Annotated in this window: 20 protein-coding genes, 1 tRNA gene and 2 rRNA genes; 18 read left to right on the top strand and 5 right to left on the bottom strand. The window is 50.3% G+C overall.

The window, feature by feature from the left end; translation table 11 throughout:
* The 3 genes from rrf (B9Y90_RS09280) to rrf (B9Y90_RS09270) form a co-directional block, all read left to right on the top strand.
* Nucleotides 1–88, top strand: a 5S ribosomal RNA gene (rrf, locus tag B9Y90_RS09280); the annotation flags it as partial.
* 151 nt (nucleotides 89–239) lie between these two features.
* Nucleotides 240–315: transfer RNA gene (locus B9Y90_RS09275), tRNA-Thr, on the top strand.
* 38 nt (nucleotides 316–353) lie between these two features.
* Nucleotides 354–469, top strand: a 5S ribosomal RNA gene (gene rrf, locus B9Y90_RS09270).
* A 98-nt stretch (nucleotides 470–567) separates the two neighbouring features.
* Here rrf (B9Y90_RS09270) and B9Y90_RS09265 read toward each other — a convergent pair.
* From B9Y90_RS09265 to B9Y90_RS09245, 5 genes are all read right to left on the bottom strand, one after another.
* Nucleotides 568–1,326 (bottom strand): amino acid ABC transporter ATP-binding protein, encoded by a 759-nt coding sequence (locus tag B9Y90_RS09265; protein WP_085541050.1) that lies wholly within the window; start codon nucleotides 1,324–1,326, stop codon nucleotides 568–570.
* A gap of 8 nt (nucleotides 1,327–1,334) precedes the next feature.
* Nucleotides 1,335–2,438 carry an amino acid ABC transporter permease gene (locus tag B9Y90_RS09260; protein WP_085541049.1) on the bottom strand — a complete coding sequence of 368 codons (1,104 nt, stop codon included), beginning with the start codon at nucleotides 2,436–2,438 and terminating at the stop codon, nucleotides 1,335–1,337.
* Nucleotides 2,439–2,447: 9 nt separating this feature from the next.
* Complete coding sequence (locus tag B9Y90_RS09255; RefSeq protein ID WP_085541048.1) at nucleotides 2,448–3,629, bottom strand: amino acid ABC transporter permease; 1,182 nt, start codon at nucleotides 3,627–3,629, stop codon at nucleotides 2,448–2,450.
* A 71-nt stretch (nucleotides 3,630–3,700) separates the two neighbouring features.
* Entirely contained in the window at nucleotides 3,701–4,726 is a 1,026-nt protein-coding gene (locus B9Y90_RS09250) for an amino acid ABC transporter substrate-binding protein (protein ID WP_085541047.1), read from the bottom strand.
* Nucleotides 4,727–5,022: 296 nt separating this feature from the next.
* Entirely contained in the window at nucleotides 5,023–5,244 is a 222-nt protein-coding gene (locus B9Y90_RS09245) for a putative periplasmic lipoprotein (protein ID WP_039288243.1), read from the bottom strand.
* Nucleotides 5,245–5,935: 691 nt separating this feature from the next.
* On the opposite strand from B9Y90_RS09245, the gene B9Y90_RS09240 reads away from it, so the two are divergent.
* The 15 genes from B9Y90_RS09240 to B9Y90_RS09170 all read left to right on the top strand — a co-directional run bounded on the left by B9Y90_RS09240 (nucleotide 5,936) and on the right by B9Y90_RS09170 (nucleotide 14,479).
* Complete coding sequence (locus B9Y90_RS09240) at nucleotides 5,936–7,180, top strand: tyrosine-type recombinase/integrase (RefSeq protein WP_085541046.1); 1,245 nt, start codon at nucleotides 5,936–5,938, stop codon at nucleotides 7,178–7,180.
* A gap of 93 nt (nucleotides 7,181–7,273) precedes the next feature.
* Entirely contained in the window at nucleotides 7,274–8,230 is a 957-nt protein-coding gene (locus tag B9Y90_RS27275; RefSeq protein WP_254902690.1) for a hypothetical protein, read from the top strand.
* A gap of 111 nt (nucleotides 8,231–8,341) precedes the next feature.
* Nucleotides 8,342–8,551, top strand: a complete 210-nt coding sequence (locus tag B9Y90_RS09230; protein ID WP_079911532.1) for a helix-turn-helix transcriptional regulator — start codon at nucleotides 8,342–8,344, stop codon at nucleotides 8,549–8,551.
* Nucleotides 8,548–8,826: a helix-turn-helix transcriptional regulator gene (locus B9Y90_RS09225; protein ID WP_085541045.1), complete on the top strand. Its 279-nt coding sequence runs from the start codon at nucleotides 8,548–8,550 to the stop codon at nucleotides 8,824–8,826. Before B9Y90_RS09230 ends, B9Y90_RS09225 begins: the two co-directional genes overlap by 4 nt.
* A 14-nt stretch (nucleotides 8,827–8,840) precedes the next feature.
* A complete protein-coding gene (locus B9Y90_RS09220; protein ID WP_085541044.1) occupies nucleotides 8,841–9,650 on the top strand; it encodes an antA/AntB antirepressor family protein in 810 nt (269 codons plus the stop codon).
* Entirely contained in the window at nucleotides 9,647–10,858 is a 1,212-nt protein-coding gene (locus B9Y90_RS09215; protein WP_085541043.1) for a hypothetical protein, read from the top strand. The genes B9Y90_RS09220 and B9Y90_RS09215 overlap by 4 nt, the downstream gene beginning before the upstream one ends.
* Complete coding sequence (locus B9Y90_RS27550) at nucleotides 10,855–11,652, top strand: host cell division inhibitor Icd-like protein (RefSeq protein WP_254902688.1); 798 nt, start codon at nucleotides 10,855–10,857, stop codon at nucleotides 11,650–11,652. Before B9Y90_RS09215 ends, B9Y90_RS27550 begins: the two co-directional genes overlap by 4 nt.
* Nucleotides 11,645–12,007, top strand: a complete 363-nt coding sequence (locus B9Y90_RS09200; RefSeq protein WP_085541040.1) for an ash family protein — start codon at nucleotides 11,645–11,647, stop codon at nucleotides 12,005–12,007. Before B9Y90_RS27550 ends, B9Y90_RS09200 begins: the two co-directional genes overlap by 8 nt.
* Nucleotides 12,000–12,191: a hypothetical protein gene (locus tag B9Y90_RS09195; protein ID WP_085541039.1), complete on the top strand. Its 192-nt coding sequence runs from the start codon at nucleotides 12,000–12,002 to the stop codon at nucleotides 12,189–12,191. Before B9Y90_RS09200 ends, B9Y90_RS09195 begins: the two co-directional genes overlap by 8 nt.
* A complete protein-coding gene (locus B9Y90_RS09190; RefSeq protein WP_085541038.1) occupies nucleotides 12,184–12,414 on the top strand; it encodes a hypothetical protein in 231 nt (76 codons plus the stop codon). The genes B9Y90_RS09195 and B9Y90_RS09190 overlap by 8 nt, the downstream gene beginning before the upstream one ends.
* Nucleotides 12,407–12,760 carry a hypothetical protein gene (locus B9Y90_RS09185; protein WP_085541037.1) on the top strand — a complete coding sequence of 118 codons (354 nt, stop codon included), beginning with the start codon at nucleotides 12,407–12,409 and terminating at the stop codon, nucleotides 12,758–12,760. The genes B9Y90_RS09190 and B9Y90_RS09185 overlap by 8 nt, the downstream gene beginning before the upstream one ends.
* Nucleotides 12,753–13,538, top strand: coding sequence for an ORF6N domain-containing protein (locus tag B9Y90_RS09180; protein WP_085541036.1), 786 nt, complete (start codon nucleotides 12,753–12,755; stop codon nucleotides 13,536–13,538). The genes B9Y90_RS09185 and B9Y90_RS09180 overlap by 8 nt, the downstream gene beginning before the upstream one ends.
* Nucleotides 13,531–13,701, top strand: a complete 171-nt coding sequence (locus B9Y90_RS26900; RefSeq protein ID WP_176227856.1) for a hypothetical protein — start codon at nucleotides 13,531–13,533, stop codon at nucleotides 13,699–13,701. Before B9Y90_RS09180 ends, B9Y90_RS26900 begins: the two co-directional genes overlap by 8 nt.
* Entirely contained in the window at nucleotides 13,694–13,999 is a 306-nt protein-coding gene (locus tag B9Y90_RS09175) for a hypothetical protein (RefSeq protein WP_085541035.1), read from the top strand. Before B9Y90_RS26900 ends, B9Y90_RS09175 begins: the two co-directional genes overlap by 8 nt.
* 99 nt (nucleotides 14,000–14,098) lie before the next feature.
* Complete coding sequence (locus tag B9Y90_RS09170; protein WP_085541034.1) at nucleotides 14,099–14,479, top strand: hypothetical protein; 381 nt, start codon at nucleotides 14,099–14,101, stop codon at nucleotides 14,477–14,479.
* Nucleotides 14,480–14,526 lie beyond the last annotated feature (47 nt).

The raw sequence follows: 14,526 nt of genomic DNA, 5'->3' as shown, positions 1-14,526 counted from the left end.
CTGACCCCATGCCGAACTCAGAAGTGAAACGCCGTAGCGCCGATGGTAGTGTGGGGTCTCCCCATGCGAGAGTAGGGAACTGCCAGGCATCAAATTAAGCAGTAATGGTAGTAATATGAGGCAGTTCACTACTCTCAGAGAGTAGGACTGACGAACCGAAAGGTGAGTCTGAACGCTGCGAAGCAGCGGCCCGTAGGGTGAACGAAAGTTCATCAACTGCCAGGCATCAAATTAAGCGTGCTGATATGGCTCAGTTGGTAGAGCGCACCCTTGGTAAGGGTGAGGTCCCCAGTTCGACTCTGGGTATCAGCACCACTTTTTAGGTTAAAGTTCGGCACGTAGAAAAGAATTTGCCTGACGGCCGTAGCGCGGTGGTCCCACCTGACCCCATGCCGAACTCAGAAGTGAAACGCCGTAGCGCCGATGGTAGTGTGGGGTCTCCCCATGCGAGAGTAGGGAACTGTCAGGCATCAAATAAAGCATCAAGGCCACCTTAGCAGGTGGCCTTTTTGTTTTCTTACATCTGTAAAACAGCATAAAAAAGGCCGCGTCGGCGGCCTTTGTCGTTTAATGGATAACCTGAGACAAGAAAGCTCGCGTTCTTTCCGATTTCGGATGGGCAAAAAACTCCTCAGGCGGTGCCTGTTCTACGATCTCTCCGCGATCCATAAAGATAACCCTGTCGGCAACAGTACGCGCAAACCCCATTTCGTGAGTCACGCACAGCATTGTCATCCCGGATTCAGCCAGGCCAATCATGGTATCCAGCACTTCCTTCACCATTTCTGGGTCAAGCGCAGACGTTGGTTCATCGAAGAGCATGATTTTAGGCTTCATGCATAGCGAGCGGGCAATGGCCACACGCTGCTGCTGGCCACCGGATATTTGCCCCGGAAATTTATGCGCATGTTCAGCGATTCGCACTCGTTCGAGATAATGCATCGCCATTGTTTCGGCTTCTTTCTTGGGCATCTTACGCACCCAAATCGGAGCCAGGGTGCAGTTCTGCAGGACCGTTAAATGTGGGAACAGGTTAAAGTGCTGGAAGACCATGCCGACTTCGGTACGTACTTTTTCTATATTGCGGAGATCGTCATTCAACTCTGTGCCGTCAACGACAATACGCCCCTGCTGATGCTCTTCAAGATGGTTAATACAGCGAATAGTCGTTGATTTCCCGGAGCCTGATGGCCCACACAGTACGATACGCTCGCCTTGCTTCACATTAAGATTAATATCTTTTAAAACATGGAATTGTCCGTACCATTTGTTCACATTTTCCAACGTGATCATCGTATCGGCAGCCTGCAATGTCATTTTACTCATGATAATCCTTAGTGCGGCGTACGGCCGGTGTGGAAGCGCTTTTCCAGGTGCTGGCTGTAGCGCGACATACTGAAACAGAAAATCCAATAGACGATAGCGGCAAAGACATAGCCTTCTGTCGACATCCCCAGCCAGGCCGGATCGACAGTGGCTTGCTGAACGCTACTGAACAGATCGAACAGGCCGATGATGATCACCAGACTGGTATCTTTAAACAGCGCAATAATCGTGTTCACCAGGCCTGGGATCACCAACTTCAGGGCCTGAGGTAAAATCACCAACCCTTGCGTTTTCCAGTAACCAAGCGCCAATGACTCTGCGGCCTCATATTGCCCTTTGGGCAGAGCCTGCAGTCCGCCACGAACCACCTCAGCCACATAGGCTGACTGGAACAAAATCACCCCAACTAATGCCCGAATCAGTTTATCGATGGTGGTGCCCTCCGGCAGAAACAGCGGCAGCATCACGGAAGACATGAACAGCACCGTGATAAGCGGTACGCCACGCCAAAATTCGATAAACATTATCGAGAGCATTCGCACTACCGGCATGCGTGAGCGCCTTCCAAGTGCCAACACAATACCCAGCGGTAGCGCGCCTGCGATGCCGACAGAAGCAATGATCAGCGTGAGCGTTAATCCGCCCCAGAGACGAGTCTCCACGCGTTCCAGCCCCAGGAAACCACCGTACATCAACACCCAAACAAGAATCGGATAGGTCACGGCCCAGGCGGCGATATAGCGACCACGGTGAGGAAGCGACTTCCAGAACATTGCGGCTACGGAAAGTAGCCCAATGATCAGTGCAAGGTTGATTCGCCAGCGCAATTCGTGAGGGTAAAGTCCATACATAAACTGCCCGAAGCGGTCGTGGATAAAGACCCAACATGCCCCTCCCCGAGTACAGTCGGCTCTTGTCTCACCTACCCAGTTCGCCTGGAAAACAGCCCAGTCGAGAAGCGGAGGGATAAGTGTCCATATCAGCCCAAGACAAAGCAGTGTGAGCAGGGTATTCAGCCAGCTGGAGAAGAGATTTTTACGCATCCAGCGCCAGATTCGCGCCGGGTGGCTGCCTGCCGGGCGGGCGCTGTGCGCCGTTAAAACTTTAGTCATCGACATTCCTTAACGCTCGACCAGGGCAATGCGGCGGTTATAGACGTTCATCAGCAGCGAAATAACCAGGCTGATAAGCAAATAAACGGACATCGTGATAGCGATGGTTTCTATTGCCTGGCCCGTCTGATTCAGCACGCTGCCGGCAAACAAAGACACCATATCCGGATAACCAATGGCCGCTGCCAGGGAAGAGTTTTTGACGATGTTCAGGTACTGGCTGGTCAAAGGCGGAATGATGACTCTCAGCGCCTGGGGCACAATCACCTGGCGCAGCGTGACCTGCTTAGGCAGACCCAGGGACAAAGCCGCTTCATGCTGGCCAAAGGGGACGGACTGAATACCTGAGCGAATAATTTCCGCGATAAAGACCGAGGTGTAAACCGACAGCGCCAGCGTTAAAGCGGCAAGCTCAGGGATAAGGACAATCCCACCGCTGAAGTTGAAGCCGTGCAGAGCTGGGATATCCCAATGAAGGGCTGCCCCGAAGATCAAATGCGCCAGCAGCGGGAGCGCAACGATCAAGACGATCATCGCGGGCCAGGTACGACGAATCTGCCCGGTTCTCATTTGGTGCATTTTGTTATAGCGATACAGGCCTGCAGAGACGACCAGCGCACACAGAATGGCAACCGCAAATGCCAGCAGGCCTTCCCCCATAATCGGAGCCGGAAGAGACAGGCCACGATTACTCAAATACATCAGGCCGAAGGCATCCAAAGCCTGGCGTGGGCCCGGCAGATTACGGAGGACGGCAAAGTACCAGAAGAAAATTTGCAGCAGTGGGGGGATGTTGCGAAACGTCTCTATATAAAAGGTAGAGAGTTTACGCACCAGCCAGTTATCAGAGAGTCGTGCAAGGCCGACAAAGAAGCCGATAAACGTAGCGAATACAATGCACAAGACAGACACCAGCAGGGTATTCAACAGCCCAACAACAAAGACTTTGCCGTAGGTATCTCCCTGATCGTAATCAATCAGATGCTGGACGATGCCAAACCCGGCGGCGCGATCGAGAAAGGCAAAACCGGAGGTAATACCGCGGCTGTCCAGGTTGGTAATGGTGTTGTGAATCAAATAAACCGCCACGCCAATAACAAAGGTGATGGCGACGATTTGATACAGCCAGGCGCGAACCGAGGGATTAGAAAAAGATAAGTCGGCCTTCACGACTGGGCGGTGATGACGCATAAGCAAACCTCAGTAACAGGAACATAAATCTGGGGCACCGCAATGGGCAGTGCCCTGTTCTGGTCTTTCGCTTAGCGAACTGGTGGGGCGTACTGGATCCCGCCGTTGTTCCACAGGTTATTCTGGCCGCGTTTGATTTTCAGCGGGCTTTGGGCGCCGACGTTGCTCTCGAAAATCTCTGCGTAGTTGCCGACCTGCTTAACGATGTTGTAGGCCCACTTGTTATCCAGCTTCAGGTCTTTGCCGAAATCACCTTCTTTCCCTAACAGGTGCGCCATATCCGGCGTGGTTGGGTTGGCAGCCATCTGGTCGACGTTTTTAGAGTTAATGCCCATCTCTTCAGCATTCAGCATGGCGAACAGCGTCCAGCGCACGATGGAGAACCAGTCATCGTCCCCGCGGCGTACAACAGGCCCCAGGGGTTCTTTAGAGATGACTTCTGGCAGCACGAGCCACTCGGCCGGGTTGCTAAGCTTGATGCGCAGGGCGTAGAGCTGAGACTGATCCGAAGCCAGGGTATCGCAGCGTCCAGACTCCAGTGCTTTGGCTGATTCATCTGAGCGGTCAAAGGTGACCGGCGTGTACTTCATCTTGTTGGCTTTGAAGTAGTCGGCGACGTTCAGCTCGGTGTCGGTCCCTGCCTGAATACAAACTGTGGCACTGTCGAGCTCTTTAGCGCTTTTCAGGCCCGCTTTATTGTGGGTAAGGAAGCCGATGCCGTCGTAATAGGTCACGCCGGTGAACACCATCCCCATGCCCGCATCGCGGGAGGAAGTCCAGGTGGTGTTACGGGAAAGGATATCTACCTCGCCGGACTGCAGCGCCGTGAAGCGCTCTTTTGCGGTCAGCGGAGTGTATTTGACTTTGGAAGCATCGCCGAAGACAGCCGCTGCAACACCACGGCAAACATCCACGTCGATACCGGTAAACTTGCCGCTGCCGTCAGCGTAAGAAAAGCCCGGCAGACCATCGCTGATCCCACATTGCACGAAGCCCTTCTTTTTGACGGCATCCAGCGTGGTGCCTGCATGAGCCTGATTAGCCATCGCAAACAGAGTACCGGTAGCGACCAGAGTGGCGATCATCATCTTCTTCATAAATGCATCCTGAGTGGCAAAATTATCGTTATTGGCGAAATGGCATCCGAGAGGCGCCAGATCCGTATTCGTGGCAAATGCCCGAGTCATAGTCTTTAAAGCAAAGGGGATGCCAGGTTTTTGCGGGGGCGTCTTATGAAGAAGAAGGCAGACAGCAGTGAAGATATGGGCAAAAAAATGCGCCGAAATAGTGCAGGCCTGCAACAAACGGCGCATTTCAGAGCAAAATGATTCAGGTGTTGCAGGAAGAAGAAACAAAAAAGCGCGAGAGCCTCGCGCTTTAGTAGAGGGGGGACTTATTTGGTGAGTGCTACGATACCCAGGGCTACGCCTGCCACGGCAGCTGTACCGGCGGCAATCGCGCCAGCGGTTTCCCAGTTATCCTGGGTGGTGCCTTTCATACAGGTATTGGTGTGCACCAGGCGCCCCTGGTCGTCGTAGACCGGTACGCAAGGAGAATCGGTCGCGCAGCCAGCCAGAAAAGTAGTGAGCAATGCGACGGCGATGAATTTAGTCATTTTGAACCTCGGTTTTACCAAACGCCGGAACAGGGATTGCTCTCGTAGGTGCCCATAAAGGTACGAAGCTTTCACGGATGCTGCACCGGTGTGAATGTGGCTATTTTACCACTGCGACTCAGACCACAGGATCGGGGAATAATTGCAAAGCGTGTGAAGTGTAAACAAAGTGAAGGAAAGGGCGATGCAGCGATGAATGATGAGGAAAAACGTCAGATTCGGGGGCAGAAAAGAGAAAAGGCGCTTTCCCATGCCGAGTCGCGCCTTTTCACAACACTAACTGATTAGTATCAGTTCATGCCGTATTGTTCAATTTAGTGTTTTCATGTTCTGCCGTGTTATCCATATTCTTTTTAAAATCATATTGATATGTTAATTCTCATACTGTGTATTGTTCCAGTGTTTTTTGTTGTTTATGCTGCTATGCAAAGAAATGTGGGGCACATGGTGGGGCACGTAGCCAGCCAGATTGCGGATCTGTGCTGGATGGTCTTGGGCTATATATATTCTTATTAAGTGTCTCTCATGTGCGAGAAAAACAGGTAGGTTCGGTCGGTTTGGTCGGTTTTTTATATATGTATATGTACTTATCAATAAGTTAAGTATAAATAATGAACCTACCATGAACCGACTTTGCACGTAAAAAACCGACCTGTACTGTGTCTGGTATTCTAAATAGCGGTGGGTAGGTATGGCGCAGGGGCTGAATAAGCTAACAGACAGGAAGTTGAGGTCGTTGCTGGGTGGAAGTTCTGACAAAGAGGTCAAGCTGTCTGATGGTGGCGGGCTGATGGTTCGTATAACTAAAACCGGTGCTATCAGTTGGTTCTTCCGGTATAGGATCGGTGGGCGAGATAGTGAGCCAACGAGATTGACTCTTGGCAAATACCCAGATGTGACAATAAAGCAGGCCCGTGGTCTACGGGATCAGTGTCGTGCCTGGCTGGCTGAAGGCAAGGATCCAAAACATCAGCTTCAACTGACCAGAAGTGAAACGCTTAAGCCGGTTACTGTGCGTGAAGCTCTCGAGTACTGGATAAAAGAGTATGCCGAAGATAACCGAGCAAACGTAGGGAGGCATAAGGTTCAGCTGGAGAAGCATATTTATCCGTATATAGGGCAAATGGCTCTTTCAGACTGTGAAACCCGCTATTGGCTGGAATGCTTCGACAGAATGAAGCGTAAAACGCCAGTGGCCGCTGGTTATGTTTTCCAGATGTGCAAGCAGGCGTTAAAGTTCTGTCGGGTTCGTCGGTACGCGATAAGCAACGCTCTTGAAGATCTCGCCATACCTGACGTTGGTAAAAAACAGGCAAAAAAAGACCGAGTTCTGACCGATAAAGAGGTTGGTGATTTGTGGAATGCCATTACCTCTGGCGAGCACTTAATGCCTTACTATACAAACTTGCTAAAAATTGTCGCTGTGTTTGGATGCCGAACCCAGGAAGCCAGGTTATCCGAATGGCGCGAATGGGACATGGAGGAATGGATCTGGACTGTTCCAAAAGAACACAGTAAGGGCGGTGAAAAAATTGTTCGGCCTGTTCCTGATGACATGCGCCCATTCATTGAGAAGTTGCATGACGAGACAAAATCTTCCGGATATCTGCTTGGCACGGTAAAGAAAAGCGAAGCCGTTAGCCAGTGGGGGCGTAGCATTTATAAAAAACTGGAACATTCTGAGCCCTGGACGTTGCACGATCTACGACGAACGCTCGCAACGCATATGAACAATATGGGTATCGCTCCGCATGTTGTTGAGCAACTGCTGGGGCATTCGATGCCGGGCGTTATGGCGATTTACAACCGTAGCCTGTATTTGCCTGAAAAACTGGATGCACTGAATAAATGGTATGACCACTTAGAGTTGCTCGCTAACAACTCCAGCAAGGATTACATCGTGACTCCAATCAAGAAAGCGCATAAGCTATCATAGGAACAGATTGAGCCTAGCTCGATGGGGTGAAAAGCGGGAAACCTTACAGCCTGGCTCATTCATTTTTTAAGGTAAAATGCTTAAAGGTGGCATATGTCTGACACTACAAAAATACCATTTTCATTTTGCCGCATAAAAAGGGCTGCTGATTTTTTAGGTGTTAGTACTGATGATTTACTAAGCCTTGCTGTATCTGAGAAAATAACCCTATGCGTTAGGTTGGATGGATTAAAATCAGTCCTATGGATTGAAGGTAATGCAAATGAACTTAGCGATTGGTATTTATCTTTAAGTACTAACAATAGCGCTCTAGCATTTGCTCACAATATATCAAAATATACATCATTCGCTATTGACCGAGTTTCTTACGATGAAGAAAACGATGACACCATTTTCCATCCGTGGTTCTATCAGTCTCAGCTAGCTGACGGGAGTACTTCTAGTGAAAAATCACAAAGCCATCAAGGCAGAGCCTTCGGCTTATGGGTTCCCCAACTGCCAGTAATAAACTCGGTATTGAACTATGGGAAATCTTCTCTTTTATGGGGGTCTTTGGGGCTTTATCGTACTGACGAAAGCACACCCGCTCTATGTTTAATTCCTTTATCGCTAAATCATGATGATATTTGCGATAGCGAAGAAGATGACGAAAATTATGAAGAGAAATATCCAGAAATCGAAATAACTGAAAATGACTTATGGATAACATCGGACCAAGTAAGAGAATTGCTAAAATATAATGGTGATTACAGCGAGCTCCCAGATAGTGCTCGACGTGGAATTTCCTCCAATACTGATTTGATGCAGGAAATAAAAAAGGTTAATCACATTGCTGAGCACCACGCAACGAACAGGGAAAAGCTATTTAAATCTGCAATATGCCTGCTTTCAAAATACCCTGATGAGTGCCGGGGTGAACGCAAAGAGATAAGCCCTGAGAAGTGGCGGGATTGTATTCTCGCTCATAAAGATGAGATACCACCCCTAACCATTACTAACGAAGACGTAATTCTAAAACATTTAAGATCCGCTGCTAACGGCAAGGGGTAGAGTAACTTAACTGTACAGGTACAGTAGAACTACTGTGCCTTATCCATCACCTATCAAATCGCTAACTTTGTTCCCGTAACGTCAACCGCTATCAACAGGAGTTACGGGAACATGACTGAACAATCTACCATTCCTACTACTGGGTATATCCGCCGCTTCCGACTTCCGGGGTTGTTGGGTGTCTCAATGCCAACCATAGATCGCTGGGTTAAAAATGGCACATTACCTCGTCCAGTTAAACTCACCAATAACGTTACTGCATTTGATGCCGTGGAAATTAACCACTGGCTGGCAAAACGTCGCGGAGATGCTGCGCAATGACAAAATTTACCCCACCCAGCCCCGATCAACGCCGAACCCTTCTGGAGGAGTATGGCTTCAAGTTCGATCGTCGTATTCGTGAAGATGAATGCAGCGAAATCACCAGCCTTTCCCGTTCCAGCCGCTGGAAGATGGAGCAGCAGGGCCGCTTCCCTCCGCGCTGTCATTTTGGCCGTAACAGCTGCGCCTGGCTTCTTTCTGATGTTCTCTGGTGGGTACGCAATCCCCCGGCAGTAGAGAACGTCAACAACCCTTATAGCCGCAAATCCGCTTAAACAGAGAATAACCAATGAAACTTAAAGAAAGCCCCTTTGCTGGGGAGGGACAGACTCACCCTAAGACCAGCCAGACGGATAATTCCAGTAATAATTTTGCTGCGCGGATCCCTGTAATCATGAGCAATATCGGAGGGAAAGAAATTCAGTCTGTAAGCGGTCGTAAGCTGCATACGTTTCTGGCTGTAGGGCGCGATTTTACCACCTGGATGAAAGCACGCATCAAACAGTATGGGTTTGTTAAAGGGGTTGATTACGTAATTGTTGAAGATTTGAGCACCCCAAAACGGGGGAGCGCAAAATCTCGCCAACAAGTCGAGCACGATTACATTGTCAGCCTGAATATGGGTAAAGAGCTTTCGATGGTTGAGCGCAACGCTCAAGGCAAGATGGCTCGCCAGTACTTCATCGACTGCGAAGAACGCCTGCGCCGTGTAGCCCCGGAAGAACATCAGGCAGCACTCAACACCTGGCGCCAGAATCGCGTGGCAGCCTGCGAAGATCACAAAAGCATGGCCGATGCGATGAAGGGCTATATCGAACGCACAGGAGACAAGCAGCACGGCTTTGCCTACAGCAACGAATGCACGCTTCTGAATCGCCTGGTACTGGGAATGCACCCGCCAGTGTGGGCCAGACAGAAAGGCATTCCGGCTAAGCAGGTGCGCGACCATATGAATGCCGATCAGCTGGCGCTGCTGGCTTATCTGGAAAGTCGTGATTGTACTCTGCTGGATCTGGACGCGGACACCGATGAGCGTAAAGCAAAACTCACCGAACTGGCACAGCGCTGGCTTGTTAAGAGTTTGGGAGGTGGAGCATGACCAACACCATGCCAAACGTTCAGGAGATCCGCCGCCAGGTTATTTCAGGTAACTGGACGGCCATCAACAACGGGGATTACACGCTTACCGATCTGGGCCTGCGTCATAACGGCAGTGGGCTGGTGTGGGCCAAGTCTGGTGTGTCGGTTCGTGAGGCTGATTACGACGAGGGGTTTGAGGGAATGTACGCCACCAGCGACGACTACCATGCCCAACTGGAAGGCAAACGCCCACTAGAGACTTATGTCATGACTCGTGGCGTGCACGCACACAAGATAGATGATTTGTGTTTCGCAATCCTGCACCGTTCCGGGGCGCTGATCGAATATACCCATCGCAGCAACGGTGCTCGTCTGTCAACCCACGCATACAGAATCCCTCTGCAAGACAAGCAGCAAGCGTTCCATGGGTACTACATATTCAGAAACCCTAAAGACGAAAACCATTACATGGTTTTGCACCAGGATATTCATAAATCACTGGTAGAAGCATGCCTGGATCGCGGATGGTCCTGTGAATCGACTTACGAGCTGTCACTGGTTGTTAGCACTACTCACGAATTTGGCTTGCTCATGCGGCGGAGTGGATATCGCCAAATTCAGACTCGTAAGATTACTGGAAAATATGAGCGTTTCTGGATTTATCGGTCAGGTAAAAAAGATAAGAGTTTATTATCGAGTGTTTCAGCTATCTCACTGAACAAAATAGATAAAAAGGTTGCTGTCCAGGCGTCTGAAACAGAGCGATTTGCCTTTAAACGTGTTGCGGTCGATGGTCGTTACCTCTGGGTCTATGCCGACCACATCTGTTTTTTGAGAAAAATCCGCACCCGCGTTAATGGTAAGCGAGTGCAGGGATACACAGCAAAACAAGTCAATTTAGTAATTGATGAACCGGTCAAATCGAGTGTTTCAGACAATAAGTTGAAAAATATAGATATTTTAGATGTTGTCCAGGCTGCCGAAACGCAGTACACGCCGGATATCCTCGCTTCAATGACACCGCAGGACATCCTGTCTGCTGCAAAAAACACTCTGATTCAACTCAGCGCCACTAATGGCTTTGGCATGACGGCGCACAATATCATGCTCAGCCATGGCGGACGCAATCTGGCATCGGTGCCTGCTGAAAATATGGCCGGTTGCCTGGTGGATCTGGATAAGCTGCTGGTTGTCGCCCGCGCCGGGGTGGTGGAGGTGCGATCATGATTATTGCTACGCACACACCCGGTATTCACAAAGAAAAAGGCAGCGTTCGCGGCGCTGCCCTTTGGGTGGATTACTCAGCCAAAATTTCGGTTCAGTCTGCGTCTTGCTTGGGATTGCTTAAGGCGATTTTAGACTCACAAGCATCCAATACCCATGCTGTAAAACTCGAGCTGGGATCTTGCTTCTTCGCTTTCTCTACGCCTTGGTCGATCTTTTTAGCCAAATCGTGTGGGAACCGAATCCCTTTGTATATGGTTTTGCTGTTTATGTGGCCTTTAGCCATGCTCAGCCCTCATGGTTGTTTAAACATCGTGAAGGTTACAGGAAAGCTTTCAAAAGGAAAAGTGTTTAAACAAAAGTGGTTGACTTGTTTAAGCATTATCACTAATCTGTTTAAACACATTGAGATTGTTTCACGATATCAATGCAACAACGCCCCGGTGTGCGGGAACACTACCGGGGCGTCTAACCACAATGTAACTGAGGCTTACACTATGGCATATCAACATAGTACCCAAACTCGCCCGTCATTTACATGGCTGTTTCTCGGAACCCGTGAGAATGACAGATGTTTACCCACCTTATTGCGCACTCAGGCCACAACTGAAGCTGAAGCGCGTGAAGCTTTCCCCGACTGGAACCTGACCTTCGCGGCCAAAATACGGACTGACCGCCAGTTAGTTACCCCCTGGACTGACCCGGACGCAAAAATGATCTGGGCCGTGATGGCGATCGACGTATCAGATTTTTCACCATCTGCCAGTCTGCCTGCACAGGGGGTATGCAATGCATAAATTATTCTTGCGTCGCCTGCGTATCCGGGCTTATGCTTTTTCCGCATCTGCAAAATCAGGTGTCGGGATTGGCGTCCCGGATATGTTATCGGCGACTCACGACGCGCCAGCGTCTTTTTTATTGTCGCAACACAGTCACATCCAAATTATGGTGGGCTGTGTGGGGGCTTCTCACGAAGCGCCGGTTTCCGATAACGCCGGTTACGCCAACCCTGCACAGCTCACCACCAGCGAAATTGGCGTTTCCGGTGGTGGGATATATTCCCAGTTATCGGAGGCTGCCACTATGGCTACTATCCCTACCCGAAGTCCGCAATATTCCCGTATCTCCTCTCCGGAGGTGCGCCATGCATAACTCACACTTACCCCAAAACCACAAAATCCGCGTTCTGACCACCATCGAAAATGGTGTGGTAACCAGCGAACGCCTGCTGCGTGAAGATGAGGATGCGCTGTCCCTCGATACCTTCATTGAGCTGGCGCTTCGGGCTGGATTATTACAACGCCCTGCCGAATCTGACGAGGTGAGCCATGCGTAATTTCACCTACCACACCAGGGACAACGCGCTTCTTCGTGCTCAACGCCTGGCCGACTTACTTCACTGCGCCGATCATCTGGCTATCAGTGGAGCAGAGGACAGCAAACGCTTCATCCCTGTGCTGATTAATATTGCTTCTGATTATGCACAGGCGCTGGTCAACGAGTTAGATGCTGGCGAAGTATCCACGGTTAAGCCTGAACATGGGGTGTGCAATGGCTGAATCATACAAGCAGTACACGGACAGTCTCTGCCAGAAACTGGCTAAGGCGTACATCCGCCACGTGATGAAAGACAGCGGAAGACCCGTTGCCTTCGTCAATGCTGAAAATGGTCAGCGTGTTCAGGTCATGCTGGAAGAAGCTTCGACGGCAACCTGTATTCACAAAGGCCTGGTTAACCCGGCAGAGAAGGAATATCCGGGGCTGACGGGAAGGGCATTTGTCATCCACATGCTGAATATCTGCCTGGACGGGGATGAAATCAGCGAAGAAGGGCTTGATGTGATGAAAAGCGTTTTTGCTGACGGTGTGGCGTCATATTTTGAGCGGGAGAAAAGCAATGACTAAGAAAACTGAACTGGCACCAGTAGCAGCACGTGACCTGCAAATCATCGAATATCGCGGGCAGCGCGTGGCGACCACTGAGCAGATGGCTGCGGGTTATGGTGCCAGCGAACAGATGATTATCAACAACTATAACCGTAACAAATCACGCTTTGTTGAAGGTAAGCATTACTTCAGGCTTTCTGGCGAAGAAGTTGAAATTTTGCGCAACTCATTCAGAGGTGTGCAAATTTCACCCAAAGCACGTTCGCTAACTCTGTGGACTGAACGTGGCGCAGCCAACCACGCGAAGATACTGGAAACTGATCAGGCATGGGACTACTTCAACGACCTGACTGAGTTCTATTTCAACCGTCGAGGTGCTTTATCGTCTCCGGGCGATCTGAGCCGTCTCGAAATCCTTCAAATGGCAATTGACGCTGAACAGGGGCGTCTTGAGGCTGAGAAACGCGCTGACGAGGCTGAGCGTACCAAGGCAGAGATCGGCAGCCGCCGGGAAGCGACTGCGATGGCAACTGCATCTGCCGCCGTGCGCAAATCGAAACAACTGGCCGAGCGTCTGGGTGAGCACGAGAAGTATGCGACGGTGAAGGCCGTGAAGAAAATCACGGATACCGAATACCCATGGCGTCCACTCAAAAAATGGTGCGAGCAGAATGGGATGGAGCCGCATAAGGTGCCGGACAATCAGTTTGGCTTTGTGAAGTCATGGCCCCGTGAAGCTTGGCTGGCAGTGCACGGTGTGGATCTGACTGGGCTGTACGGAGGTGAGTATGCATAAGCCTGATTATCTGGCGGCGGTGGATGCCCTGGTAAAAATCGAAGCCATCGCCGCGGCGGCGCAGTTCCTCACCGGCAATGATAAAGAAACTGAGCTTTCACTTGAACTTATGTCTGTGGTTGAGGATATCGCCCGGCAGGCGCAGGAGAAGACCAATGACTGATATCTACCACCATCTTTCACTGGATAACCTCAGGGATTTGAAGGCTGAGACCTTGAAGGAAATTTCACGTGATTGCGATGCTGCAGTCAGCGGCATTCTGTCCGGTATGCGCGCCATGGGTAGTCTGGCGTTCTGGGCCAGCACGAGCAAAGACTACGATGAAAGTCAGGCGATGAGTGATTTGCGTGACCTTGGCGAATCGCTGATGCATCTGCCCCGAATCGTATGCGCGCTGAACGAAAATGCGCAGAACGCAGAATGTGAGCTCAGGGTACGTAAAACTGCCGCCAAAAAATAGCTGAATACCGCTGGCGGAATATCATCGCCATTCACGAAAGAAATTAACTGCCATCAGGCCGGGGATCCGCTCGGCCTGAATAAGGGGAAGGGTTTATTTATGTCAGTCGCGAAAAACTCACTGGAATTAAATCGAAAGCATATTGCAGGGGCGTTTGTTGAATATTGTAAAAAGCGACATCAGGGGCTGCCGGTTCTGAATATTCTCGCCGGGCGTAAGCCGGTGGTTATTGGTTCCCTGAGTGAACACGCGGTGTGCAAGTGCCTGATTCACACCTTCGAGATGCAATGTATCCAGAAATACGGTGCTGATAAAGGTATTACCCTGCTCAGCGAAACGTATTCGGAGATGCTCAGTAAAGATAAAAGCCGCTTAATGCCGGACGGCGTGGATTTTATTCATGAAGTTATGAAAGAAGCGGTATCAGCGGCCATTAAAAACCCTGTGGGTAACCCGTTTGGACTGGAGATGTATTCATGAGTCGTTTCGGTTGTGGTGAACCATTTTCTGCAAATTGCGGAGGTAGC

Origin of the sequence: Cedecea sp. NFIX57, assembly GCF_900177785.1 — a bacterium.
GTDB lineage: Bacteria > Pseudomonadota > Gammaproteobacteria > Enterobacterales > Enterobacteriaceae > Cedecea > Cedecea neteri_C.
Note: the sequence above shows the minus strand (reverse complement) of the source record. Positions and strands in the feature narration are given on the sequence as shown.